We start from the raw sequence: 24679 nt of genomic DNA, 5'->3' as shown, positions 1-24679 counted from the left end.
GGCCGCGTGGACGAGGCGGCACGGGACCGATACACGGCCGCGGCGCACGCGTCGTCGGCGGTGGTGATCGGGCGCTATTCGTCGTCGTTCTCGCTCGCGGCCAGGCTGCTGCCCCGGCGCGTGCGGCGGGACGTGACCTCTATATACGGGCTCGTGCGCGTCGCGGACGAGGTGGTCGACGGTGCCGGCAGCTCCCCCCGCGCGCAGCTGGACGCCCTGGAGCGGGAGGTCGAGGCCGCGCTCGCGTCGGGGTTCTCCACGAACCTCGTGGTGCACGCCTTCGTCGACACCGCGCGCCGGACCGGGTTCGGGGCCGAGCTGACCAGGCCCTTCTTCGCGGCGATGCGCTCGGACCTGCTCCCGGCCCAGCACACCGTCGAGACGCTGGCTCGGTATATCCACGGCTCCGCCGAGGTCGTGGGGCTGATGTGCCTGCGGGTCTACCTGCACGGCGTGGCACCCGGCGACTACGCCGCGCTCGAGCCGGGGGCCCGCGCGCTCGGTTCGGCGTTCCAGAAGATCAACTTCCTGCGTGACTTGGCGGACGACGGGCACCGGCTCGGCCGCAGCTATCTGCCCGGGGCCGGCACCCGCTCGCTGACCCCGCTCGAGTTCGCCGGCTACGTCGACGACGCCGCCTCCGACCTGGCGATGGGGACCGCGTCGATCCTCGGCCTGCCGCGCGACGTCCGGCGCGGTGTGTACGCCGCCGCCGACGTGTACGCGGAGCTGCTCGGCCGCATCGCCGCCGGCGGGCTCGACGCTGTTCGCAGTGCGCGGATCCGCGTGCCCGCGGCGCGGAAGCTGGCCGTCATCGCCCGTCGCGTGCGCACTGCCCCCTGAGATCTACCGTCCAGCGGCGCGCCCCGGGCGAATCGGGCCTCTGCGCCGTATAGGTGTCGACTCCTGGGAGCCCTACCCGGCGTGTCGGTCGATGAAGTCCGTCAACAGCGCGGCGAACTCGTCCGGGCACTCGAGCTGAGGCATGTGCCCGACGCCGTCGATCAGGTGGGTCTCGGAGTGGGGGAGCCTCCGCCGGAGTTCGGCGAGGTGCTTCGGTGGCAGCACGCGGTCGCGGCTGCCCCACATCCCGAGGGTGGGACGAGGCTGCGCCGCCACGGCGGCCAGGAGTTCTGCGCGCCACTCGGACAGGATGCCGCGCAGCGGTGAGCCCAGTTCGTGGGCAGTGCGCCAGGCCGTGAGTCCGGCGTCGGTGGTCCGGGCGATGTCCAGTGCGTGATCGACCCGGGACCGGGTTGCGAAGGCGGCGTCGGCGAAGATCAGCCGCTCCTGGACGATGGCCGACAGCCGGTTCGTGTGCGTCGCGACCTGCCGCCCCACGACGGGGATCCCGAGCACCCGTAGCAGCGGCGTGACCTCGCGACCGAATCCCGCGGGGTCGACGAGCGTCATCGTCGCGACGCGCCGCGGGTATGCGGCGGTGAACGCCATCGTCACCGCCCCGCCGAGCGAGTTGCCCACCACATGCGCGGGCCGGTGCTCGCCGACCGCGTCCAGGGCCTGGGCGACACCGTCGGCCAGCGCGGCGAGGCCGGCACCGTCGGGACTCGGGGCGGACCAGCCGTACCCCGCGAGGTCGGGCGCGATCAGCCGATAGCGTCCGGCAAGGCGGTCGAACTGGGGATCCCAGTCCTCGAGGCTGCGGGTGATGCCGTGCAGCAGCACCACGGGCGGCGCGGCGGGGTCGCCCGCGGTGCGCACCCGGACGCGTCGACCGGCCGCAGCGAGGAACTCGACGCCCGGGCCCGCCTCGGGGGCGACGGCGGCGGTCGCCATCAGTGCTGCCCCACCCAGTCGAGCAGGGGGCCGGCCACGGCCGCGGGGTCCTGGGTGACCACCCAGTGCCCGCCGTCGGTGGTGACGTGCCGAGAGTCGGGCGAGGCGCTCAGCCCGGCGAGTTGCAGGGCCGGGGTGACGAACAGGTCACCGGCGGGGGTCAGCACCTGCACGGGCACCGTCGTCGTGGCGTGCTCCGGCAGCACGAACGGGCGCGGCATGTTGGCGCGGTACAGATTGAGGCCGTTCACGAAGTCGCGGTCGCTGCGTGTGTACACGCCGTCCGGCACTCCCTTCGTGCCGCGGCGCTCGAGCGTCTCGATCAGCTTCTGCCCCCACCCGCGTCGGTACATCGTCTCGGCGACGCCGGGGATGAGGAAGACGGGGATGTAGGTCGAGCCGGCGGCCTGCCGCGCGGCCTTCGCTACGTCGCCGGGCGTGCGGGCCGAGCGGAAGAACCGCCCCGCATGGTTGAGGTTGGGGCCGGAGATCGACGTGTACGACGCGACCTTCACCGCCACCGTCGGGTCGCACACCGCATGCCACGCCTGGATCGAACCCCAGTCGTGGCCCAACAGGTGGACGCGGTCGGCGCCGGTCGCATCGATCACGCGCGAGATGTCGCTGATGACCTGCTCGAATCGGTAGCCCGACCGGCCGGCGGGGGCGTCGGACTCCCCGGCGCCGCGCACATCGAACGTGACCAGGTTGGCGCGGCCCGCGATCTGCTCCGCTACTCCGTCCCACACGTGGTGGTTGTCGGGGTAGCCGTGCACGGCGACGATGGTCGGCAGGCCGGGGTCCGCCACGCCGTAGCGGAAGCCCGCCAGGGTGAGGCCGTCGGAGGTGGTCACGTCGAAGCGGGTCTGCTCGGGAAGGCTCATAGTCGCAATCTGTTCGGTTATAGATCGATGGTCAGGTGGTCGCCCGCCGCGCGCGAGATGCAGGTGAGCATCTGGCCGTGGTCACGCTCGAAGGCGGTGAGGGTGTTGTCGCGGTGGTCGACGACGCCCTCAGTGACCTGCACGCGGCAGGTGCCGCAGAAGCCCTGTTTACAGCTGTACGGCGCGTCCGGCTTGGCCTTGAGTAGCGCGGCGAGCATCGTCTCGTCGGCGGCGACGGGGACGATCTCGCCGGACTTGCCGAGAGTCACGGTGAACGGCTTGCCGTCGGTGACCGGCGGGGCCGAGAACCGTTCGTAGTGCAACTCGACGTCGGTGCGCCCGATCAGGCCCAGGCGCAGTGTCTCCAGCATCGGGATCGGGCCGCACGTGTACAGGGCGGTCGGCTCCGGGGTGTCGCCGATCAGGTCCGCAGCCGTCGGAATGCCGTGCATGTCGTCGGTGCGGACCTCCACCTTGTCGCCGAACCTCTCCACCTCGGAGATGAACGGAATGGTGTCCACGGACCGGCCGGTGTAGATCATGGACCAGTCGATGCCGAGGCGCTCGGCGGCGATCATCATCGGCAGGATCGGGGTGATGCCGATGCCGCCGGCCACGAAGCGGATGCGTTTGGCGGGGGAGCCGTAGCCGGGCACCGCGAGCGGCATGCCGTTGCGCGGGCCCTTGATGGTCACCGTCGAACCCACGTGCAGGGTCTCGTGGACTTCGATCGACCCGCCGCCGCCCTGTGGGATGCGGCGTACCGCGATGCGGTACGAGTCCTGGTCTGCGGGATCGCCGCACAGCGAGTACTCGCGCATCCGCCCCGACGGGAGCATGAGGTCGAGGTGGGCGCCGGGGGTCCAGCGCAGCAGGGGCTTGTCGTCGGCGGCGACGAGGCGCAGGGCGACCACGTCCTTGTCGTGTGCGACGATCTCACGCTCGACCACCCGCAGCTCGCGGGTGCGATCGGGCTCGGCCAGCCGGCGCGGCCGCATGAGGTGGTTGAACGTCGGCAGGACCACACTGAAGAACGCGTTCGAGAAGCGCAGTAGCGGGTCGTGTCGCCACCGGCCGTACAGGTGGGGCGGAATCTCGCGCACCGGCTCGCCGGGCGGGCGGAACAGCGAGTGCGCACCGTCGTGGCCGCGCGGCTGCGCCGACGTGAGGTCGTTGCGTTCGTCCGACGTGCCGTGCTCGGCCGGGATGCCGTGCCTGTCCGGCGTGCCGGGTGCGCCCATCACGCCTCGGCCGCCCGGGCCGCGGGGGAGGTGGCGAGGTAGGCCACGGCCTGCGCCGTCGAGCCGATCGACGCGGGGTCGAAGGAGGGCTTGAAGTAGATCAGTGTGAACTTCACCACCATGCGCAACTTGGGCAGGATGTTGCGGTGACTGCCCTTGAGGAATTCCCACCACAGCCGGGGATATGAGTAGTCGTACGTGGAGTCCGAGCGGACCATGAACCCGGCGCACCGGTGCAGCGCCAATACCAGGAAGACGACGCCGATGATCATCGCGCGGCAGCGGTGCAGGTAACTGGGGTCGAAGTAGGTGGCGACGTCGTGCGCCACGCTGCGGTGCTCGACCTCCTCGGCGCCGTGCCAGCGGCAGATGTCGGCCATCGTGGGATCGACGCCGTACTCGTCCCAGGCGTTGTTGAGCGCGAAGACGCCGAGGATCGCGGTGTAGTGCTCGACGGCCGCGATCAGCCACAGCCGCTGCACCATGTCGTTGTACTTGGCCTTGTCGGAGTGCTGTGACCGCGGCGCCAGCATCTTCCGGAAGATGTACTCGAACTGCCGCAGGATGGGTGCGGTGTCGAGGCCGCGTGCCTCGAGGAACTCGCCGACGGCCTTGTCGTGGGACTCGGCGTGCATGGCCTCCTGGCCGATGAAGCCGCGCATGGTGCGGGCGAGGTCCTCGTCCTTCACGAAGGGGAGGGCCTCGTTGTAGACCTCGCAGAACCAGCGCTCACCCTCGGGCAGGATCAGATGCAGGATGCTGATGATGTCGGACGCGACAGGCTGGCCGGGTATCCACTCGAGCGGAGTGTTCGACCAGTCGAACTTCACGTTTCGGGCGTGGATCTCCACGCCGGCTGGCTCGTGCTGTGCGGTTGCATGGGCGCGAGACGACATGAGGGACCACTCCGTTCCTACTGTCCGGACCGTCGACATCGGCGACCGGCGACGTTACTGCCGACCCTAGCAGCCGGTGAGAGATGCCAGTCGATCTTCTATCAGTGAACCGTCTACCCGGCCATCGTCGCGCTCGGCGTCGACTCGTGTGCGGTGTTCCGCGGAAGCAGGCGTTGTCGCATCGGCGCAATAATGCTAATGTGCAACCAAATGGTTGTACGAATGCCCACCGACGACGCGACGGATCGGATCTTCCATGCCCTCGCAGACCGGACGAGGCGGGACATCGTGGTCCGGGTGCTCGACGACGAGCTGTCGGTCTCGGAGCTGGCGGGCCGGTACACCATGAGCTTCGCCGCGGTGCAGAAACATGTCGCTGTGTTGCAGAGGGCGGGTCTCGTCACGAAGTCGACGCGCGGACGCGAGCGGATGGTGCGGGGCGACATCGCCACCGTCCGCCAGGCGGCAGCGCTGTTGGACAGGTACGAGGCCCTCTGGCGCGGGCGGGTCGACCGCATGGACGACCTGCTCGGCGAATAGTCGGCTCGAACGAAGGAGCGCCCCATGCCCGTCGTGTCCACCAGCAAGGATCCCGCCGCGCTGACCATGACCCTGGTCGGCGAGTTCCCCGCCACCGTCGACCGCGTGTGGCGGCTGTGGGCCGACGCCCGGAGGCTCGAGCGGTGGTGGGGGCCGCCGGCGTGGCCCGCGACGTTCGAGCGCCACGACTTCACCGTCGGCGGCGCCTCGCGCTACTACATGACGGGACCCGACGGTGACTGCGCCCGCGGGTGGTGGGAGATCACCGAACTCGACGCGCCCACCTCGCTCACGCTGCGCGACGGTTTCGCGGGAGACGACGGCGAGCCGGTGGACCCCGCCGACCACGTGACCATGTCGGTCGAGCTCGCGCCGGTCGGTCCCGGCACGCGGATGACCGTGGTCACCCGGTTCCAGAACATCGAGCAGATGACCAAGCACCTGGACCTGGGCATGGAGGAGGGCATGCGCCAGGCGGCCGGCCAGATCGACGGGCTCCTTGCGGACGGCCGACCATGACCGGGCCTGTCATCGTCGACCTCTTCCTGTCGGTGGACGGCTGGGCGAAGGGGGTCGACTCGCCCGGGTACTTCGGCTACGGCGGGCCGGATCTACGGCGCTGGATCGCGGATGCCGCGGCGTCCGAGCAGCGGGTTCTGCTCGGTCGGCGCACCTACGAGGCGTTCGAAGCCCTGCCGCTCGAGTTCCGCGACGAGGGCTACCGGCGGATGGCGCAGACTCCGACCACGGTGTTCTCTCGGACGCTCAGCGAGGCCGCGTGGCCGGCCGCGACCGTTACCGCGCACGGCCCGGTCGAATACGTGCGCGCATGGCGCGGGTCTCGATTGCGCACGATGGGGAGCCTTTCGATCGCACGGCAGTTGCTGGATGCCGGGGTGGTGGACCGGCTGCGGCTGCTCGTGTTCCCCTGCCTCGTGGGCGACCGCGGCAGGGAGGCGCCGTTCGACTCGGTACGCAGTGCGGATCTCGAGGTGGTGGAGCAGCGACTCCTGGACGGCCGGATCGTCTTCGTCGAATATCGGCCTACGGGCAGGCCCGCTCCTCCGGCGTGACCCCCGCTACCTGCCGAGTAACCCCTTCGCGATGTGGGTGACCTGGATCTCGTTGCTTCCGGCATAGATCATCAGAGACTTGGCGTCCCGCGCCAGCTGCTCGACCCGGTACTCCGTCATGTAGCCGTTGCCGCCGAACAGTTGCACTGCGTCCATCGCGACATCGGTGGCGGTCTCGGCGGCGTACAGCTTGATCGCGGACGACTCCGCGAGTGTCAGCGGCTTGCCCGCCCGGGTGCGTTCGATGTAGTTGAACACCATGTTCTGCACGTTGATCCGGGCGATCTCCATCTTCGCCAGCTTCAGCTGGACCAGCTGAAAGCGCCCGATCTCCTGGCCCCACAGCGTTCGCGTCCGCGCGTAGTCCACACACAGGCGGTGGCACGCCTCGATGATGCCGAGGGCCATGAACCCGACTCCCACGCGCTCCACGGTGAAGCTGGACTTGGCGCTCTCGCGCCCGTCGCCGCCGCCGTGCTGCTCGGTCTCGCCCAGCAGCCGGTCGCGGCCCAGCCGGACGTTGTCGAAGAACAGTTCCCCGGTCGGCGACGAGTGCAATCCCATCTTCCGGAACGGTGCTCCCTGCGTCAGGCCCTCCATCCCCTTGTCCAGGACGAAGGTGAGCACGGGGCGGTCGCGGCGGTCTGTCCCGTCACCCTCGTCGAGCTTGGCGTACACGATGATCACGTCGGCGAACGGACCGTTGGTGATGAAGGTCTTCTGCCCGTTGAGCAGGTAGTCCTCGCCGTCGCGGCGGACCGTGGTCTTCATGCCGCCGAAGGCGTCCGAGCCCGAGTCGGGCTCCGTGATGGCCCAGGCCGCGACCTTCCGCATGGTGATGACGTCGGCGAGCCAACGCTCCTGCTGGGCCGCGGTTCCGCGCGAGAGGATGGTGGCGGCCCCGAGCCCCAGGGACACACCCATCGACGTCACCAGGCCCATACAGACGCCGGACAATTCTGCGACCAGCACCGCCATCATCGATTCCTGGCCGGCGAACGGGCCGCCTCCCGAGCTCTTCCGTGCGCCGTCCGGCGTCGGCTCGGGCCGGGGCCCGCCGGACTCCTTGGCCTTGCGCCGCGCGATCAGCTTGGCCGCGAGCTCGTCGCCCATCGCGTCGATACCGAACTGCGCGAACAACTTCCGCAGGATCGGGTAGGGCGGCAGCTCGCCGGCGTCGAGCGCGTCCAGGTGTGGGCGCACCTCTTTGTCGATGAACGCTCGTACGGCGTCGCGCACCATCAGATCGGTATCGGACCACTCGTACATGCGTCGGTGCCTTTCGTCGGGATGATTCGACGCAAAACATACAGTCGTGCACGCATGTTCGGCAATGGTGCCCTCCTGCCCGGAGCGTCGGCCGTGCGCGGGGGTGCGGCGGGTAAGATCCACGCGGTGTCGATCCCGCGGGGCTCCCAGCCGCGTCGGCGGACGCAGGAGCAGCGCAGCGCAGCGATGCGCGCGCGGCTCCTGGACGCGACCGTCGAGTGCCTCGTCGAGTACGGCTACGCCGGAACCACCACCCCGCGTATCGCCGCGCGCGCGGGCGTCACGCGTGGCGCCCAAGGCCATCACTTCGGATCGAAGACCGACCTCGTGGTCGCGGCCGTGACCCACCTCGCCGAGCGCCGAGCCGAGACCGCCCTGCGCCAACTCGCCGAGCTGACCACCCCTGAGGAGCCCATCGATGCGGCCCTCGACGCGGTGTGGGCGCTACACCAGGGTCCGCTGTACGTCGCGACGGTGGAGCTGTGGACGGCCGCGCGCACCGATCCCACCCTGGCCGCTGCGTTGGATCGGGTCGAACCGCTGGTCAACGAGGTCGTCCTGACGTGGACGGCCACGCTGTTCCCCGACCCCGCGCGCGGCAAGGACGTCCGAGACCTCGTCTACACCGCGATGGATGCGCTGCGCGGCATCCTGCTGACCGGCCTCATCTCACCGGATCCCGACCGCGCGCGCCGGCGCTGGGAGCGGGCGAGGGCGCATCTGCGAGCGTCGTCGGGGCTGACCGCCGGCTGAGTCCCGACGGTCGGCCGACTATCGATCCAGCCGCGCGAGTGCCGCCGCGGCCAGCCGCCCCGAGATCAGCGCGGGCGGGACCCCGACGCCCGGGTGCGTCATCGAGCCGGCCAGCACGGCGTTCGTCAGGCCGGGCACCCGGTTGGACCTACGCAGGGGACCGGTCTGGCCGAGCGTGTGCGCTGCCGAGAACGGCGTGCCGCCCGACAACCCGGCCCGCGCCCAGGTGGCGGGAGTGTCCAGCCGCAGCAGCTCACCGCGGTCGATGCCGCGGTAGCCGCGTCGCCGCAGTACCGACAGGCAGTGCGCCAGGTAGTCCGGGCCGGCGGCGTCCCAGTCGATGGCTGCCGAATCCAGGTTGGGGCACGGCGCCAGTACGGAGACCGGCGCGGGCTCGCCCGTGGTCACCGACGGCCGGGTGAGGAGGAAGGACGGATCGGACATACACCGACCCCGCCCGCGGGTGGCGGTGATCTCGGCGAACGTCTGCTCCCACGCGGCGCCGAAGTCGAGCGTGTGGTGCGCGCGGGTCGGCCACCGCACCTGGTAGTCCGGGTCGACCAGCAGGTGCGCGACCACCGCCGACGGTGACAGCCGCACCCGCCCGGGAGCGCGGCGCGCAAGCGGCGCCAGGAGGCGGTCGGTGACCGGCGTGTCGGCGGTCAGCACGACACCGTCGACCTCGATCCGCCCGGCGCCGGTGCGCAGGCCGGTCACGCTGCCATCGCGTGCGTCGAGGCCCGTCACCGTCGTTTCCAGTAGGACGGTGCCGCGCCCCGCGACCACGTCCGCCATGACGGCGGCGACTGCGCCCATCCCCGCGCGCGGGTACACCACGCCCAGCCCGACGTCCATGTGCGAGATCACCGCGTACACCGCCCGCGCCTGCCGCGGCGAGACGCCGGCGTAGAGGGCCTGGAAGGTGAGCATCCGGCGCGCCCGCGGGTCCGGGACGCGGCGGTCCACCTGGGCCTGCACGGACGACAGGGCCCCGAGCCGGACGATGCGCGCCAGTCTGCGCAGGTCGGCCGGGTTGGCGAACGAGGACCACGCGGCGTCGCCGCCGATGAACCGCTGGTAGGCGGCGTCGAACATCTGCCGCTGCCAGGCCAGGTGGTCGGGGGCGTCGAGCTCGTCGGGCACCGCCAGGGTCGACCCGTCGGCGAAGCGGCCGACGTAGGCGGGTGTCACGGGCAGCAGATCGAGGCGGGCGCGTGCCTCGGCGGCGGCGAGGCCGCCCGCGACCAGGGCGTCGACGGCGAGGTCTGGCATCGTCAGCACGCTCGCGCCGGGGTCGATCTCGTGCCGCACACCCGCGGCGTCGACGACGGGCTCGGTGCCGGCCCGGCCCCCGACCCGCTGCGCCCGCTCGATGATGGTGACCGTGTGCCCCGCTCCGATCAGGTGCAGCGCCGCCGACAGCCCCGCGAGCCCCGCCCCCACCACGCCGATGTGCACGGCGGGCAGTCTACGTGCGCCTCACCAGACCGCCCGGTCGCCGAGCTGTTCGAGCAGCCGCCCGGCCGTCGTTTTCAGTACGGCGCCCGCCGCGAGGGAGTTCGCAGCGATCAGCCGGTCGAACGGCCGCGCGTGAAGTCCGGCCGGAGTGCGTGCGCGACCACGTCGTGGAACGGGGTGTCGTCGACGGTGGCGCCGATGGCGTGACCGGGGCGACTCACCTCCCCGTGAGCGCAGGAGCCTGCGGGGGAGCCGCGCTGGTCCGAGCCGCGGCCGCAGCAGCCGCGGCGGCGTGGACCTGCTTGCGCCCCGGCAGCCACAGGCACAGCGCCGTCGCGACCAGCGAGAAGCCCGTCGCCCACCAGAACGCGACGTGGAAGCCGGCCATCGGCCCGCTCGATCCGACGACCGCGTGTTCGAGGATCACGGCGAGCACCGCGGTCCCGAACGACCCGCCGATCTGCTGGGCGGTCCGCGTCAGGACGCTCGAGTGGGCGATCTGGGAGCGGTCGAGCCCCACGTACGAGGCGGTCATCACAGGCATCGTGACGGCGCCGAGGCCGACGCCACGGATCAGCAGCCACAGCGCGAGCAGCCAACTGTTGCTCGTCGCGTCGACGAAGCAGAAGGGCACGGTCGCGGCGGCGACCACGACGAACCCCACGACGGCGATCCAGCGCGCGCCGATCCGGTCGGTGAGCGGCCCGGCGATCTGGCGGCTGAGCAGCGTCCCGACCCCCTGCGGTACCAGCATGACGCCGGCGGCGAGCGCACTCACACCGCGGATCTCCTGGTAGTACAGCGGCAGCAGCAGCATCGCCCCGTACAGCGAGAAGCCCGAGAGGAACAGGACGGCGGACGAGGACCCGACCGACCGGGTGGCGAGCAGCCGGACGTCCACCAGTGCCTCGCTGCGGCGCAGCGCGTAGCCGACGAAGGCGACGAGCAGCAGGGCGCCGACGGCTAGCGGCGCGATCACGCCGGGATGGCCGAAGCCATGCTCGGTGCCCGCGTTCGAGAGCCCCAGGATCGCGGCGGCGATGCCCGGGCCGAGCATCGCGAGGCCCCGGACGTCGAGCCGGGCCCGTGCGCCGCCGGTGTCCGACGGGCGGTCGTCCGCGAGGTAGCGGCCAGCGAGGATCAGGCCCACGATGCAGAACGGCACGTTGACCCAGAACATGAAGCGCCAGCTGAGGTCGGTGATGATCGCGCCGCCCACGAGCGGCCCGAGGATCGGCCCGAGCAGCGCGGGCAGCGCCACCCAGGTCGTGGTGCGGCCGAGCGCGCGACCGCGCGCGGCCTGCATGATCAGCGTCGTCATCACCGGCAGCATCAGTCCGCCCCCGAGACCCTGGACTACCCGCCAGGCGATCAGTGACCCCGCGTCCCACGCGAGGCTCGACCCGATCGAGCCGACCAGGAAGACCGCGAGTGCGAACATCCACACCCGCTTTCCGCCGAAGCGGGCGAGCGCCCACGTGCTGAGCGGGACCGCCACGCCCAGCGCCAGCATGTAGCCGGTCGTCACCCACTGGATGGTCGAGACCGACACGTGCAGGTTCGTCGCCAGCTGGTGCAGGGCGACGCTGACGATCGTCGTGTCGAAGACCACCGCCATCGCCCCGACCACCAGGATCAGCGCGGTCTTGAGCACGGCCGGGTCGACCCTGTCCTTGCCTGGTGCGTCCTCGCCGTATGTGTTCGCAGACATCACGCCTCCAATAAGAGATGAATCCGTTTCTTACTATGACGGTACGACCGAGCTGGAAGGAATGCAAGTATCTCTTATTTGGTGGAGTCTCCTATGCTGAGGTGCATGACGAGTGAGCAGGTCGAGGCGCCGACTTCCGACGGCGTCAAGCGTCGGCGCCGGGGCGCCGAGCTCGAGCACGCGATCCTGGTCGCAGCGTGGGAGGAGCTGGCGGACGTCGGCTTCGCGAGGCTGACGATGGAGTCGGTCGCCGATCGTGCGAAAACCGGGGTCGCCGTGCTCTATCGCAGGTGGCCGAACAAGAGCGACCTCGTGCTCGCCACCATCCGGCACTACGGCGACACCCATCCGATCGAGGTGCCGGATACCGGCGACCTGCGCGGCGACATGCTCGCGGTGCTGGGCAACCTCAACGCCGCCCGCACCGAGTTCGCGACTCTCGTCGGGGCCATTTTCGCAGGGCTCTACGACACGGTCGGACTCACTCCGCAGGACGTCCGCCTGATGTTGCGCGGCGACAGCCCCTGGAACGTCGACGACGTGTTCCGCCGGGCGCACGACCGCGGCGAGATCGATCTCGCGCGGATCCCGCGAGGTGTGCTCGACGTGCCCTTCCAGCTCGTGCGGCACGACATCCTCATGACGATGCGGCCGGTCTCACCGGAGCGGCTGCGGTCGATCGTCGACGACATCTTCTGGCCGCTCGTCGCCGGCTCGGCCGGCTCGCCGAGCACCCGGGACGAGGATTGAGCGAAATAGGCTCAACTTTTTTCCGGAATCGGGAACATCTCGGGATGGCCGCCCGTTGGACCTACCGAACGACTTGAGTGACTACGACTCAATGGGGTAGAACAGAGAAGGGCACCCCTTGAGCGAGGGGCGCTGAAGTCTTCCCGTACAGGCAAGCGTCAAGTTCAGCGGCCGCACCGGCCGCACTGATTACAAGGAGACATGAATGGGACGTGCAGTAGGCATCGACCTGGGCACCACGAACTCGTGCGTCGCGGTCCTCGAGGGTGGCGACCCTGTCGTCATCGCGAACGCCGAGGGCTCGCGTACCACCCCGTCCGTCGTCGCGTTCGCGCGCAACGGCGAGGTGCTGGTCGGTCAGCCGGCCAAGAACCAGGCCGTGACCAACGTCGACCGCACCATCCGCTCGGTCAAGCGTCACATCGGCACCGACTGGTCCACCTCGATCGACGACAAGAAGTACACCCCGCAGGAGATCAGCGCCCGCACGCTGCAGAAGCTGAAGAGGGACGCCGAGGCGTACCTGGGTGAGGACGTCACCGACGCCGTCATCACGGTGCCCGCGTACTTCAACGACGCGCAGCGCCAGGCCACCAAGGAGGCCGGGCAGATCGCGGGCCTCAACGTGCTCCGCATCGTCAACGAGCCCACCGCGGCCGCGCTGGCCTACGGCCTCGACAAGGGCGAGAAGGAGCAGACCATCCTGGTCTTCGACCTCGGCGGTGGCACGTTCGACGTCTCGCTGCTGGAGATCGGCGACGGTGTCGTCGAGGTCCGCGCGACCTCGGGCGACAACCACCTCGGTGGCGACGACTGGGACCAGCGCATCGTCGACTGGCTCGTCGAGAAGTTCAAGGCCCAGCACGGCATCGACCTCACCAAGGACAAGATGGCGATGCAGCGGCTGCGTGAGGCGGCGGAGAAGGCCAAGATCGAGCTGAGTTCGAGCCAGACCACGTCGATCAACCTGCCGTACATCACGGTCGACGCGGACAAGAACCCGTTGTTCCTCGACGAGAACCTGTCGCGCAGCGAGTTCCAGAAGATCACGTCCGACCTGCTCGAGCGCACCCGCGCGCCGTTCCAGTCGGTGATCAAGGACGCCGGCATCTCGGTCGGCGACATCGATCACGTGGTCCTGGTCGGCGGCTCGACCCGGATGCCTGCCGTCACCGATCTGGTGAAGGAGCTCACCGGCGGCAAGGAGCCCAACAAGGGCGTCAACCCGGACGAGGTCGTCGCCGTGGGCGCCGCCCTGCAGGCCGGCGTGCTGCGCGGCGAGGTCAAGGACGTGCTGCTGCTCGACGTCACCCCGCTGTCCCTCGGTATCGAGACCAAGGGTGGCGTGATGACCAAGCTCATCGAGCGCAACACCACGATCCCGACCAAGCGGTCCGAGACGTTCACCACCGCCGACGACAACCAGCCGTCGGTGCAGATCCAGGTGTTCCAGGGCGAGCGTGAGATCGCGGCGCACAACAAGCTGCTCGGCAGCTTCGAGCTGACCGGCATCGCGCCGGCTCCGCGCGGCGTGCCGCAGATCGAGGTCACCTTCGACATCGATGCCAACGGCATCGTGCACGTGACCGCGAAGGACAAGGGCACGGGCAAGGAGAACACGATCAAGATCTCCGACGGCAGCGGGCTGTCGAAGGAGGAGATCGACCGGATGATCAAGGACGCCGAGGCCCACGCCTCGGAGGACAAGGCTCGCCGCGAGGAGGCCGAGACCCGCAATCAGGCGGAATCGCTGGTCAACCAGACCGAGAAGTTCCTCGCCGAGAGCGGTGACAAGGTGCCGGCCGAGAACAAGGCGAAGGTCGAGGCGGCCATCGCCGAGGCGAACGCTGCGCTGGCCGGTATCGATCTGACCGCCGTCAAGCAGGCGGTCGAGAAGCTCAACGCCGAGTCGCAGGCCCTGGGCCAGGCGATGTACGCCGCTGCGGGTGCCGACGGCGGCGCGGGCGCGGCCGGTGGCGGTGCCGCCGACGCGGCCGACGACGGTGTCGTGGACGCCGAGGTGGTGGACGACGAGGGCGCCAAGTAATGGCGGCGGACGGGAACCCCACCGAGTCCGGTGCGCCCGTGGACGCCGAGGTCGTCGAGACCTCGGCGCCCGAGGCGGCCGACGCGACCGCTGAGGCGGGCGCGGCGGACACGGCCGCCGGCGGTCATCAGGTGGCGGAGTTGACTGCCGACCTGCAGCGGCTGTCCGCGGAGTTCGCCAACTACCGCAAGCGCATCGCGAAGGACGTGCAGGAGGCCCGCGCGGCCGGCAAGGCCGCCGTGGTGGCCGAGCTGCTGGTGGTCCTCGACGACCTGGAGCGTGCACGCAGCCACGGCGACCTCGACACGGGACCGCTGAAGTCGGTGTCGGACAAGCTCGACGGCGTGCTCAAGGCCCAGGGCCTCGAGCCGTTCGGGGCGGTGGGAGACGACTTCGATCCCGCGGTCCACGAGGCGGTCCAACACGAGGGCGACGGTGCCGATCCGGTGATCGGTGTGGTCATGCGACAGGGCTACCGCGTGGGTGGCAAGGTGATCCGCACGGCACTGGTGGGCGTGGTCGACCGCGCCCCCGGCGCTTCGGCGCCCGGGGTAGGGAGCAGCGACGGCAGTGACAACAACGATAGAGATCAGACGTCCGGGGCGGACGCCTGACGTGAAGGAGGTGATGCCCAGTGGCCCAACGGGAATGGGTTGAGCAGGACTTCTACAAAGAGCTGGGCGTCAGCTCCGACGCGAGCCAGGACGACATCAAGAAGGCGTACCGGAAGCTGGCCAACGAGCTGCATCCGGACAAGAACCCGGGCGACAAGAACGCGGAGGAGCGCTTCAAGCGCGTCTCCGAGGCGAACTCGGTGCTGTCGGATCCGGCGAAGCGCAAGGAGTACGACGAGACCCGCCGCATGTACGGCAGCGGGGCCAGGTTCGGCTCCGGTGGCGGCTTCGGCGGGTACGGGCAGCCCGGCAATGCCGGTGGCAGCCAGGGCTTCTCGTTCTCGGACATCTTCGAGGGCGGCGGCGGCAACGCCGGCGGCTTCGGGGACCTCTTCGATGGGCTGTTCAACCGTGGCGGAGCCGCCGCGGGGCCGCAGCCGACACCGTCCCGGCCGCGCCGTGGCAGCGACCTGGAATCCGAGCTCACGCTGGGTTTCCGGGACGCGACGCTCGGCGTGACCACCCCGATCACGCTCACGTCACCGTCGCCGTGCACAACCTGCCACGGCTCCGGTGCGAAACCCGGGACCAGCCCGCGGGTCTGCCCGCACTGCAACGGTTCCGGGCTGATCAGCCGCAACCAGGGTGCGTTCAGCTTCTCTGAGCCGTGCCCCGACTGCCGCGGCACCGGGTCTATCATCGACGACCCGTGCCCCGACTGCTCGGGGACGGGCGTGACGGTGCGCACCCGTACCGTCAACGTCAAGATCCCGCCGGGCGTCGCAGACGGCCAGCGCATCCGCCTGGCCGGCCAGGGACAGGCGGGGATGCGCGGGGCACCGTCGGGCGACCTGTTCGTCACCGTGCACGTCGAGGCCGACGACGTCTTCACCCGAAAGGGCGACGACCTGCTGGTCACGCTCCCGGTGGGCTTCTCCGAGCTCGCTCTGGGGGCGACGGTGACGGTGCCCACGCTGGGCCAGCCGGTGGGGGTCAAGATCCCCGCGGGTACGCCCGACGGCCGGACCCTGCGGGTCCGCGGTCGGGGGGTGCCCAAGCGGTCCGGCGGTGCCGGCGACCTGCTCGTGAAGGTGAGCGTCGCGGTCCCGGCGAAGCTGGACGCCGCCGCGAGCGAGGCGCTGCGTGCGTACGTGGAGGCCGAGCGGGCGAGCGGGTTCGACCCGCGCAGCGGCTGGGCCGGCGCCGGGAGCGGAGCGAGCGGGCCGAGTAGGCCCGGCGCCGGGAGCGGAGCGAGCGGGCCGAGTAGGTCGGGTGCGTGATGCCCAAGATCCCGGAGTTCCCGCAGGACCCGGACGCCCATGTGTTCATGATCTCGGTCGCCGCTCAGCTGGCCGGGATGCATGCGCAGACCCTCCGCACGTACGACCGCCTCGGGCTCGTGACGCCCGAGCGGTCGTCGGGCGGGGGTCGGCGCTACTCGACCCGCGACGTCGACCTGCTCCGTGAGGTGCAGCGGCTGTCGCAGGACGACGGTGTGAATCTGGCCGGGATCAAGCGGATCATCGAGCTGACCAACCAGGTCGACGCCCTGCAGCATCGGGTGGAGGAGCTCACCGCCGATCTCGACGCGGCCCGCGCAGAGTCCGCGCAGCGGGTTCGGTCGGGTGAGTTGGTCCACGTGCCGAAGTCGAACGCGATGGTCGTGTGGGAGCCCCGCGTCGGTCGCCGCCGAAGCTGACCTCGGGACTGGAACACGAAGGCCGCGAACCGGAATCGGTTCGCGGCCTTCGTCGTCCCATCAGTCGGGCCGCCGATGTCCGTACGAGGCGCGCGACAGCGCTCAATCCCGCTGGGTAGCAAGACGTGTCGGTATCGGGGCGAGGGGGTGGTTCGCCCGGACGGGGGTGTGTCGGCCGGAGCTCACGCTCCTCTGCGGCGCACAGTGAGAGGGAAGTTACCGCCGCCGATCGGTGCGCAATCGCACGGTGATCGGCCCTGACGTGGGCGTAACCGGGGCGGCGTGTGCTGTCGGTATGAATCAGCCCACAAGCATCTTCGACCAGATCGGCGGCTACGAAGCTCTTATGGCCGTCGTCGACGACTTCTACGTCCGTGTCCTCGCCGACGGCGAGCTCGCCGGATTCTTCACCGGTACCACCATGTCCCGGCTCAAGGGGCGCCAGGTGGAGTTCTTCGCCGCGGCCCTGGGCGGGCCGGATCCATACACCGGCGCGCCGATGAAGCAGGTGCACCGGGGCCGCGGGATCACCATGCATCACTTCGAGCTGGTCGCCGGGCACCTGAGGGACGCTCTGCTCGCTGCCGGCGTCCCGGCCGACGTGGCGTCGCAGATCCTCCGCTCGATCGCCCCGATGGCACGTGACATCGTCTCAGCGGGCGCTGCCTGACGCCTGCAGAGGGAGTCGACGCGGAAGCTGTCCGCGCGCCGACGGTTCAGTGTCGCAGCGGGTCGTGCAGGATGCGCTGCGGGTTCGCGCCCGCTCGTTGTGCGGCCTCGACGGCGGCCGTCACCATCGCCGGCGGGCCGGAGATCAGAACCTGTTGTCCCTGCAGGTCCAGCCCGTTGATGGCGTCGACGACGGTGCCGTGCCGCAGGCTCAGGGCCCGGTGCGGGGGCGCCGGATCGTCCATCCACCATGGGTCGCGCCGCTCGTCGGTGACCTGGGTGACTCGCAGCCACGGGTTGGTCGAGGCGATGGCGCCCAGGGCTTCCGCGTCGTAGAGCGCGCCGGGCGAGCGGGCGCCCACGATCAGGTGCACCAGCGGGTTGTCCGCTTCGATCGACATCTGCATCAGTATCGACTTCATCGGAGCGAGGCCGGTGCCGCCTGCCACCATCGTCACCGGCCGGCTACCGTCGACGCGCATCTGGCCGTGGATCTGGCCGAACTCCCAGATGTCACCCGGCTGCGTCTCCTGGTGGATGATGCGCGACACCCAGCCGTTGGGTACGGACCGGATGTGGAACTCGAGGTGCCCCTGTGTGTTCGGCGGCATGGCGATCGAGTAGGTGCGCCAGTAGCGGGGCAGCTGGGGGATCTGCGTCTCCACGTACTGGCCGGCTCGGAAGATCATCGACTCGCCCGCGACGAGTCGCACGATGGTCAGGTCCCGCGACGGCCGGAGGACCTCGACGACGCGGGCGCTGCGGCGGGCCGGTGTGGGGTCCGACTCGGCGGCGCCTCGCATGATGCCGGTCAGCATGTGCGTCGTCTGGTCGATCAGCGCCAGGTCGTCCTCGTCGAGCTGATCGGCGCCGCAGGTGTAGACGATCTCGTCGTACAGCGTCGTCCGGATCGCGTCGTAGTGCAGCTGGACGACTCCGAATTTGCGGTGGTCGCGGCCCAGCTGCGCGACGAATTCGATGAGGGCCTCGTGGGATTCGGTGGTCGGAAGGGCCCGTAGCGCGTGCAGCAGGATCTCGAGCAGGATGTCCCGGTGCTGCTTCATCGACGCGGGGAACATGTCCCGAACATCCGGGTAGCGAACGAACAGGCGTGCGAACAGTCGCTTGGTGAAGTCTTCGCCATCGGCTTCGAGCAGGTCGGCGATCTGCAGCAGCCCGTGCCGCGAGTGGGTGCCCACGTCGTTTCGCTCCTGCCGTCGCTATCTCAGAGTCGTACCCGACTCATGCTAGCCGTCATGGGCCGACCCATCGGCACGAGCGGCGGCCGATGAAAAATCTTGACTTGAGCGGAACAGACTCAAGGATTCGTGTGTTGTAGCTGTCGACGTTGCATACTTGAGCGCATTAGGCTCAGGTTGGCAATCATCGGATACTGGAAGCACGGCAACCCCGAGGAGGGGCATACATGGATTCGTTCAACCCCACGACCAAGACGCAGGCGGCCCTGACCGCCGCACTGCAGGCGGCGTCGTCGGCGGGTAACCCGGACATCTCCCCGGCGCACCTGCTGGTGGCGCTGCTGGATCAGACCGACGGCATCGCCGCACCGCTGCTCAAGGCTGTGGGCGTCGACCCCGTCACCGTCCGCAACCGTGCGGAGGAACTCGTCGAGCGCAAGCCCACGGCGTCCGGCGCCACCGCCACGCCGCAGCTGAGCCGCGAGGCGATCGCATCGATCAGCGCTGCACAGAAGCTCGCCACGGAGATGGGCGACCAGTACGTCTCCACGGAGCACGTCCTGTACGGGCTGGCCGAGGCCGGCGGCGAGGCCGCCAAGCTGCTGGCCGATGCAGGCGCGTCGCCGTCGGCGATCCGCGACGCGTTCACCGCCGTCCGGGGCAGCGCGAAGGTGACCTCGGCCGACCCCGAGGGGCAGTACCAGGCGCTGGAGAAGTACTCCACCGACCTCACCGCGCGAGCCCGTGAGGGCAGGCTAGACCCGGTCATCGGGCGCGACACCGAGATCCGTCGCGTCGTGCAGGTGCTCTCGCGCCGTACCAAGAACAACCCCGTGCTGATCGGCGAGCCCGGCGTGGGCAAGACCGCCATCGTCGAGGGCCTGGCGCAGCGCGTGGTCACCGGCGACGTGCCGGAGTCGCTGCGCGGCAAGACCGTCATCTCGCTCGACCTGGGCTCGATGGTGGCCGGCGCCAAGTACCGCGGCGAGTTCGAGGAGCGGCTCAAGGCCGTGCTCGACGAGATCAAGAACTCGTCCGGGCAGATCATCACCTTCATCGACGAGCTGCACACGATCGTCGGCGCCGGCGCCACCGGCGACTCGGCCATGGACGCGGGCAACATGATCAAGCCGATGCTGGCGCGCGGCGAGCTGCGTCTCGTGGGTGCGACGACGCTCGACGAGTACCGCCAGTACATCGAGAAGGACGCCGCGCTCGAGCGCCGGTTCCAGCAGGTGCTGGTCGGCGAGCCGAGCGTGGAGGACACCGTCGGCATCCTGCGTGGACTCAAGGAGCGGTACGAGGTGCATCACGGCGTGCGCATCACCGACTCCGCGCTGGTGGCCGCCGCCTCGCTGTCGGACCGCTACATCACGTCCCGGTTCCTGCCGGACAAGGCGATCGACCTGGTCGACGAGGCCGCGTCGCGCCTGCGGATGGAGATCGACTCCCGCCCGGAGGAGATCGACGCGGAGGAGCGCATCGTCCGTCGCCTCGAGATCGAGGAGATGGCGCTGTCGAAGGAGTCCGACGACGCGTCGAAGGACCGGCTCGAGAAGCTGCGCGGCGAGCTCGCCGACCACAAGGAGAAGCTGGCCCAGCTGAACTCGCGGTGGCAGAACGAGAAGAGTGCCATCGACTCGGTCCGCGCGCTCAAGGAGCAGCTGGAGACGCTCAAGGGCGAGTCCGAGCGCGCCGAGCGCGACGGTGACTACGGCCGCGCCGCGGAGCTGCGCTACGGCCAGATCCCGAAGCTCGAGAAGGAGCTGGACGAGGCGGTCGCCAAGTCCGGCGCCGCGTCCGACGGTGACGTGATGCTCAAGGAGGAGGTCGGCCCCGACGACGTCGCGGACGTGGTGTCCGCCTGGACCGGCATCCCCGCGGGTCGCATGCTCGAGGGCGAGACGGCCAAGCTGCTGCGCATGGAGTCGCACATCAAGGATCGTGTGATCGCGCAGGAGGCGGCCATCGAGGCGGTCTCGGACGCCGTGCGGCGCACCCGCGCCGGGATCGCGGATCCGAACCGGCCGACCGGCTCGTTCATGTTCCTGGGCCCCACCGGCGTCGGCAAGACCGAGCTGGCCAAGGCGCTCGCCGAGTTCCTGTTCGACGACGAGCGCGCGATGGTGCGCATCGACATGTCCGAGTACGGCGAGAAGCACTCGGTCGCGCGGCTGGTCGGCGCGCCCCCCGGGTACGTCGGCTACGACCAGGGCGGTCAGCTGACCGAGGCGGTCCGTCGGCGGCCCTACACGGTGGTGCTGTTCGACGAGGTGGAGAAGGCCCACCCGGACGTGTTCGACGTGCTGCTGCAGGTGCTCGACGAAGGCCGCCTGACCGACGGCCAGGGACGCACGGTGGATTTCCGCAACACCATCCTGATCCTCACGTCCAACCTGGGTGCGGGCGGCGACGCCGATCAAGTGATGGCGGCGGTGCGCGCGAGGTTCAAGCCGGAGTTCATCAACCGTCTCGACGACGTGCTGATCTTCGAGTCGCTCGGCAAGGAGCACCTCGAGTCGATCGTCGACATCCAGCTGGGGCAGCTGCGCAAGCGGCTGGCGCAGCGGCGCCTGGACCTGCAGGTGTCCGACGGTGCGCGGTCGTGGCTCGCGGAGCGCGGCTTCGACCCGATCTACGGGGCCCGGCCGCTGCGCCGACTGGTGCAGCAGGCCATCGGCGACCAGCTCGCCAAGGCGCTGCTGGCCGGCGATGTGCGGGACGGCGACGTGGTTCCGGTGAACGTCTCGCCCGACGGTGACCGCCTGGTCATCGGCTAGCGATCCGCTCGAGGCGGGGTACGACGGTGACGTCGTGCCCCGCCTCTCGCGTCTGCAGCTCCGGAAGGGCTGCGCGCCGAGAGGTGTCGTACCCGCCTGGCATCCTTCGGAGTGGGGGAAGGGGGTCGCAGATGACGGCGACCAACTGGGTGACGCTGATAGCGGCGTTGTTCGGCATCTCGGGGGTGCTGACGACGCTGTGGCAAAGGCAGAGATCGGAGCAACGGGACCGAGCGCATCGGGCGGAGCATGATGCCCGGACCGAGTGGTGGAAGCGGTACGCGTGGGCGGTCGAGACGACGACGAGGGCAGAGCCCAGGCCCGAGGCGGCCGGCCCGAGCACCGTGCGAGCACTCGCCCGATCACCGCTTGTCACGATCAGCGAAATGGACATCGTGGCCGATCTGGTGCAACCGCCGGGGTCCGGTGATACTGGAGACGGCAGACCGGAGGGAGGATGATCATGGGCAGCATCGAGGAGAGCGCTGCGGCGCGCGCCAAGGCGGACTTCCATCTATGGGGAATGACGCCGCACAACCGCCGGATCTCGGCGCAGATCGTCGTCGAGGTGGCCCGTCGTAAGGGTGAGGAGCCCGAGCAATGGGTGCTCGACGTCGCCGAGGGGCGCCTGCCGGCCTGATCCGGCGCACACGGGTCGAACCGCGGCCACGGTATCCCGCGCCCGGCGCGGGGCGCGGGGCGCCGTTGTCCTGCAGACGATCTGATCGCCCGATTCGGGTGCTGCCCAGAGTGATCGGGTGCGAACCTGGAACCGGGGCCGACGCGGCTCTGCGGTCGAGCGCCCGATGGGGCGAGAGGTGAGGTCTGCGATGGCGCGCGTGGCGTGGTTCTTCCCGACGCTCGGTGACGACGAGATCCCGGAGAGTCTGCGGTCGTTGTTCGCGAAGGCGCGTGAGCGAATAGGGTTCCTACCCAACGTCTTCCGCGCGTACGCGGTGCGGCCTGAGCGGTTCTCCCCGTGGTTCACCCACTTCTCGTCGCTGCACGAGCCCACCGAGGGACTGACCACCGCGGACCGCGAGATGATCGGCGTGGTGGTGTCGTCGATCAACAGGTGCCCCTACTGCGTCGTCTCGCACGGGCACGCGCTGCGCGAGGCGTCGGGTGACCAGTTCACCGCCGACACCGTCGCCATCAACTGGCGGCACGCCGATCTGTCCGACAAGCAGCGGGCGATCTGTGCGTACGCCGAAAAGCTCACGCTGGCGCCGCACACCGCGAGCGAGGGCGATCTCGAGGCGCTCGCCGCGGTGGGGCTCACCAGCCGGGAGGTCTGGGACGTGATCGAACTCGCGGCGATGTACGCGTTCACCAACCGGATGGCGCTGGCGACCGGGCAGATGCCGAACGAGGAGTACCACTACCAGGACCGGGCTCCGCGCTGAGCGCGGAGCCCGGTTCCGGCGGTGTCGCCGGCCGGCCTGGCGGCCGGCAGGCAGTCGATCAGGCCGGGATCCAGATCGGGCCGAGCCAGAAGCCCCAGCCGTAGCCGTTCCAAATGGGCTGGTGCCACCCCCCGTGCCAGAACACGGGCGCGTGATAGCCGCCGCCCCATCCCGGCCGGCCCCAGCCACCCGGTCCGGGGTGCCAGTAAGACGCCGCTGGGGTGACGGGGGCGGCGTTCGCAGTGCCGGCGCCGATGCCCAGGGCAGCCCCGGCCAGGCCGAGGCCGATGACCCCTCCTGCCGCGATCTTCCGTGCATTCATCGTGTGTCGTCCTTTCGTCCGCCGGTTTTCCGGCACCACAACAGTGGCGCGTGGGGTTACAAGATGTGTGAGAGCAAGCTGTCAACTTCTTGGAGGAGCGGGACACGGGTTGATCTGCGACGATGTGCGTCACACCACGGCGTGGACGACCCGGACTATCCACCTGATAGTGGACCTTTCACAGATCGCTCTCAGCCGTGCCACCTACCTTCGTGCCAGGTCGCCGGAACGCGATCGCGCCGTCGGGTGTTCGCGTCCGATGCTGCGGCGACCACGGAAACGGGCCGCTTGCGGCCTCGTCGAGGGAAGAGGAGTCGCGATGTCCCGCGCGATCGACCAACCCTCTCGGCGTGTCACGCCGCCACCGTCGGAACCCCGCCGTCGCCCCTGGCTCGCGACCCTGCTGTGCCTGCTCGGCGTCGGCGTCGTAGGTGCCGGCGTCGCGTGGGCGATCTACGAGATCGGGCAGCCCCGGCAGTCTGCGCAGCAGGCCGAGATGGTCCAGAACGACGGGACGCCGGTCAGCCGGCCCATGCGGGGCGTGGCGATCACGCCCGGCCGTGAGGTCGTCGGCAGTATCAGCAGCATCAGCGACGGCGGGATCGGTGTGCTCTCCCGACCCGGCGGCGACAGCACCGAACTGCGGACCACTCCTGACACCCAGGTGACCACCACGCACGGCAGCAGCCTCAAGGACCTGTCGGTGGGTGACGTGGTGATCGTCGAGGTCAGTGCCGACGGGTCCACCGCGCTCGCGATCTTCTCCGGCCAGATATCTGTGGCCAGTGCCGACTCGGCCGGTCAGTAAGCCGTGGATCTTCGCGGTTCCTGGGTGTCGGGCCGCCGCCGCGCCACCCGATCGCTAGGCTGAACCCCGATGTACATCCTCTACTTCGTCCTCGCAGTGGTGTGCGCGGCCGCCGCGGCCGCGCTCATCCAGTACGAGCGCACCCACACGCCCGACGTGCACAAGGAGCGGGCGGCGTGGGCCGCGGCCCGCGAGTTCGTGTTCCAGGCCCAGGACCCGGCCCTGCGCACCAAGTGGCACCGCGGCGGAATCGCCGGTCACGAGCGGGTCGAGATCGTCGACGTCGCCCACGGCACCTACTTCGGGTCGAGCGCTTACGTCTTCGACCTCGCCGGAGCCGTCACCGTGGTGGCCGTCGCCCGGCAAGGTTCCTCGGGGGTACTGCTGGACATGCGCGGCACCGAGGTGCCGCCGCCGCACGAGCCCGGGATGGATCCGCTCGGCGCACTGGGACCCCGCGTGCTGTACACGAACAACCCGGACGTCGCCCGCAGGGTGTGTGACCGGCGCATGGTGACGCTTGCCGAGCAGGTCCCGGAGTACATCGAGATCCTGTGGAACGAGGGCGGCTGGACGCTCGCTGCGATGGCCCCCACCGAGGATGGCGACGACATCGACGAGGCGCTCGAGGCGACCCGCCGGTTCCGTGACCTGTTGCGTGTCCTGCCGCCCGAGGAACTGGTCGCCGTCGGACCGGCGGCGCCGCGCGATCCCGGCGCCCCCGTCCCCGCCCGCCCGTCCGGCGCGGTGCCGCGGCCGTCCG

At 70.0% G+C, this 24679-nt stretch carries 25 protein-coding genes; 16 read left to right on the top strand and 9 right to left on the bottom strand.

Annotated elements, in window-relative coordinates:
• Positions 1 to 6 precede the first annotated feature (6 nt).
• Positions 7 to 843 (top strand): phytoene/squalene synthase family protein, encoded by an 837-nt coding sequence (locus tag ABD908_RS17470; RefSeq protein WP_344998252.1) that lies wholly within the window; start codon positions 7 to 9, stop codon positions 841 to 843.
• A 72-nt stretch (positions 844 to 915) separates the two neighbouring features.
• On the opposite strand, the gene ABD908_RS17465 is transcribed toward ABD908_RS17470, so the two are convergent.
• The 4 genes from ABD908_RS17465 to ABD908_RS17450 are packed head-to-tail and all read right to left on the bottom strand — an operon-like array spanning position 916 to position 4818.
• The gene (locus tag ABD908_RS17465) at positions 916 to 1797 is read right to left on the bottom strand and encodes an alpha/beta fold hydrolase (RefSeq protein WP_344998250.1); all 882 of its coding nucleotides are present in this window, start codon (positions 1795 to 1797) and stop codon (positions 916 to 918) included.
• On the bottom strand, positions 1797 to 2681 hold the full coding sequence (locus ABD908_RS17460; protein ID WP_344998248.1) for an alpha/beta fold hydrolase: 885 nt from the start codon (positions 2679 to 2681) through the stop codon (positions 1797 to 1799). The genes ABD908_RS17465 and ABD908_RS17460 overlap by 1 nt, the downstream gene beginning before the upstream one ends.
• A 17-nt stretch (positions 2682 to 2698) precedes the next feature.
• Positions 2699 to 3922: a PDR/VanB family oxidoreductase gene (locus ABD908_RS17455; protein ID WP_344998246.1), complete on the bottom strand. Its 1224-nt coding sequence runs from the start codon at positions 3920 to 3922 to the stop codon at positions 2699 to 2701.
• On the bottom strand, positions 3922 to 4818 hold the full coding sequence (locus tag ABD908_RS17450; protein ID WP_344998244.1) for a metal-dependent hydrolase: 897 nt from the start codon (positions 4816 to 4818) through the stop codon (positions 3922 to 3924). Before ABD908_RS17450 ends, ABD908_RS17455 begins: the two co-directional genes overlap by 1 nt.
• A gap of 222 nt (positions 4819 to 5040) precedes the next feature.
• On the opposite strand from ABD908_RS17450, the gene ABD908_RS17445 reads away from it, so the two are divergent.
• Genes ABD908_RS17445 through ABD908_RS17435 form a run of 3 tightly spaced genes read left to right on the top strand, consistent with a single transcriptional unit; the run spans position 5041 to position 6431 of the window.
• Positions 5041 to 5358, top strand: coding sequence for an ArsR/SmtB family transcription factor (locus ABD908_RS17445; RefSeq protein WP_344998242.1), 318 nt, complete (start codon positions 5041 to 5043; stop codon positions 5356 to 5358).
• Positions 5359 to 5382: 24 nt separating this feature from the next.
• Complete coding sequence (locus ABD908_RS17440; RefSeq protein ID WP_344998240.1) at positions 5383 to 5877, top strand: SRPBCC family protein; 495 nt, start codon at positions 5383 to 5385, stop codon at positions 5875 to 5877.
• Positions 5874 to 6431 (top strand): dihydrofolate reductase family protein, encoded by a 558-nt coding sequence (locus tag ABD908_RS17435; protein WP_344998238.1) that lies wholly within the window; start codon positions 5874 to 5876, stop codon positions 6429 to 6431. The genes ABD908_RS17440 and ABD908_RS17435 overlap by 4 nt, the downstream gene beginning before the upstream one ends.
• A gap of 6 nt (positions 6432 to 6437) precedes the next feature.
• Here ABD908_RS17435 and ABD908_RS17430 read toward each other — a convergent pair whose 3' ends face one another.
• Entirely contained in the window at positions 6438 to 7700 is a 1263-nt protein-coding gene (locus tag ABD908_RS17430; RefSeq protein WP_344998236.1) for an acyl-CoA dehydrogenase family protein, read from the bottom strand.
• Between the two features lie 186 nt (positions 7701 to 7886).
• Between ABD908_RS17430 and ABD908_RS17425 the strand changes: the two genes are divergently transcribed.
• A complete protein-coding gene (locus ABD908_RS17425) occupies positions 7887 to 8453 on the top strand; it encodes a TetR/AcrR family transcriptional regulator (protein WP_344998266.1) in 567 nt (188 codons plus the stop codon).
• A gap of 18 nt (positions 8454 to 8471) precedes the next feature.
• On the opposite strand, the gene crtI is transcribed toward ABD908_RS17425, so the two are convergent.
• Positions 8472 to 9911 (bottom strand): phytoene desaturase family protein, encoded by a 1440-nt coding sequence (gene crtI / locus ABD908_RS17420; RefSeq protein WP_344998234.1) that lies wholly within the window; start codon positions 9909 to 9911, stop codon positions 8472 to 8474.
• A gap of 217 nt (positions 9912 to 10128) precedes the next feature.
• Positions 10129 to 11622, bottom strand: a complete 1494-nt coding sequence (locus ABD908_RS17415; protein WP_344998232.1) for an MDR family MFS transporter — start codon at positions 11620 to 11622, stop codon at positions 10129 to 10131.
• Positions 11623 to 11727: 105 nt separating this feature from the next.
• Here ABD908_RS17415 and ABD908_RS17410 point away from each other — a divergent pair, with 105 nt between their 5' ends.
• The 6 genes from ABD908_RS17410 to ABD908_RS17385 all read left to right on the top strand — a co-directional run bounded on the left by ABD908_RS17410 (position 11728) and on the right by ABD908_RS17385 (position 17402).
• Complete coding sequence (locus ABD908_RS17410; RefSeq protein WP_344998230.1) at positions 11728 to 12372, top strand: TetR/AcrR family transcriptional regulator; 645 nt, start codon at positions 11728 to 11730, stop codon at positions 12370 to 12372.
• 205 nt (positions 12373 to 12577) lie between these two features.
• Positions 12578 to 14419 (top strand): molecular chaperone DnaK, encoded by a 1842-nt coding sequence (gene dnaK, locus ABD908_RS17405; RefSeq protein WP_344998228.1) that lies wholly within the window; start codon positions 12578 to 12580, stop codon positions 14417 to 14419.
• Positions 14419 to 15033: a nucleotide exchange factor GrpE gene (grpE, locus tag ABD908_RS17400; RefSeq protein WP_344998226.1), complete on the top strand. Its 615-nt coding sequence runs from the start codon at positions 14419 to 14421 to the stop codon at positions 15031 to 15033. The genes dnaK and grpE overlap by 1 nt, the downstream gene beginning before the upstream one ends.
• A 20-nt stretch (positions 15034 to 15053) precedes the next feature.
• Entirely contained in the window at positions 15054 to 16313 is a 1260-nt protein-coding gene (dnaJ, locus tag ABD908_RS17395; RefSeq protein WP_344998224.1) for a molecular chaperone DnaJ, read from the top strand.
• Positions 16313 to 16732 (top strand): heat shock protein transcriptional repressor HspR, encoded by a 420-nt coding sequence (locus tag ABD908_RS17390; RefSeq protein WP_344998264.1) that lies wholly within the window; start codon positions 16313 to 16315, stop codon positions 16730 to 16732. The genes dnaJ and ABD908_RS17390 overlap by 1 nt, the downstream gene beginning before the upstream one ends.
• A gap of 295 nt (positions 16733 to 17027) precedes the next feature.
• Positions 17028 to 17402: a group I truncated hemoglobin gene (locus ABD908_RS17385; protein ID WP_344998222.1), complete on the top strand. Its 375-nt coding sequence runs from the start codon at positions 17028 to 17030 to the stop codon at positions 17400 to 17402.
• A 46-nt stretch (positions 17403 to 17448) separates the two neighbouring features.
• Here ABD908_RS17385 and ABD908_RS17380 read toward each other — a convergent pair whose 3' ends face one another.
• On the bottom strand, positions 17449 to 18600 hold the full coding sequence (locus ABD908_RS17380; protein ID WP_344998220.1) for an FAD-binding oxidoreductase: 1152 nt from the start codon (positions 18598 to 18600) through the stop codon (positions 17449 to 17451).
• Positions 18601 to 18827: 227 nt separating this feature from the next.
• On the opposite strand from ABD908_RS17380, the gene clpB reads away from it, so the two are divergent.
• The 3 genes from clpB to ABD908_RS17365 all read left to right on the top strand — a co-directional run bounded on the left by clpB (position 18828) and on the right by ABD908_RS17365 (position 22786).
• Positions 18828 to 21380, top strand: a complete 2553-nt coding sequence (gene clpB, locus ABD908_RS17375; protein WP_344998218.1) for an ATP-dependent chaperone ClpB — start codon at positions 18828 to 18830, stop codon at positions 21378 to 21380.
• 463 nt (positions 21381 to 21843) lie between these two features.
• Positions 21844 to 22020: a hypothetical protein gene (locus ABD908_RS17370; protein ID WP_344998216.1), complete on the top strand. Its 177-nt coding sequence runs from the start codon at positions 21844 to 21846 to the stop codon at positions 22018 to 22020.
• Positions 22021 to 22210: 190 nt separating this feature from the next.
• Complete coding sequence (locus ABD908_RS17365; RefSeq protein ID WP_344998214.1) at positions 22211 to 22786, top strand: peroxidase-related enzyme; 576 nt, start codon at positions 22211 to 22213, stop codon at positions 22784 to 22786.
• Positions 22787 to 22844: 58 nt separating this feature from the next.
• On the opposite strand, the gene ABD908_RS17360 is transcribed toward ABD908_RS17365, so the two are convergent.
• Positions 22845 to 23108: a hypothetical protein gene (locus tag ABD908_RS17360; RefSeq protein WP_344998212.1), complete on the bottom strand. Its 264-nt coding sequence runs from the start codon at positions 23106 to 23108 to the stop codon at positions 22845 to 22847.
• A 319-nt stretch (positions 23109 to 23427) separates the two neighbouring features.
• On the opposite strand from ABD908_RS17360, the gene ABD908_RS17355 reads away from it, so the two are divergent.
• Both ABD908_RS17355 and ABD908_RS17350 read left to right on the top strand, forming a co-directional pair.
• The gene (locus tag ABD908_RS17355; RefSeq protein ID WP_344998210.1) at positions 23428 to 23916 is read left to right on the top strand and encodes a hypothetical protein; all 489 of its coding nucleotides are present in this window, start codon (positions 23428 to 23430) and stop codon (positions 23914 to 23916) included.
• A 69-nt stretch (positions 23917 to 23985) separates the two neighbouring features.
• Positions 23986 to 24679: type III secretion system chaperone family protein (locus ABD908_RS17350; protein ID WP_344998208.1), on the top strand; the 694-nt coding region annotated here is incomplete at its 3' end.

Origin of the sequence: Tsukamurella soli (assembly GCF_039541155.1) — a bacterium.
Lineage (GTDB): Bacteria > Actinomycetota > Actinomycetes > Mycobacteriales > Mycobacteriaceae > Tsukamurella > Tsukamurella soli.
Note: the sequence above shows the minus strand (reverse complement) of the source record. Positions and strands in the feature narration are given on the sequence as shown.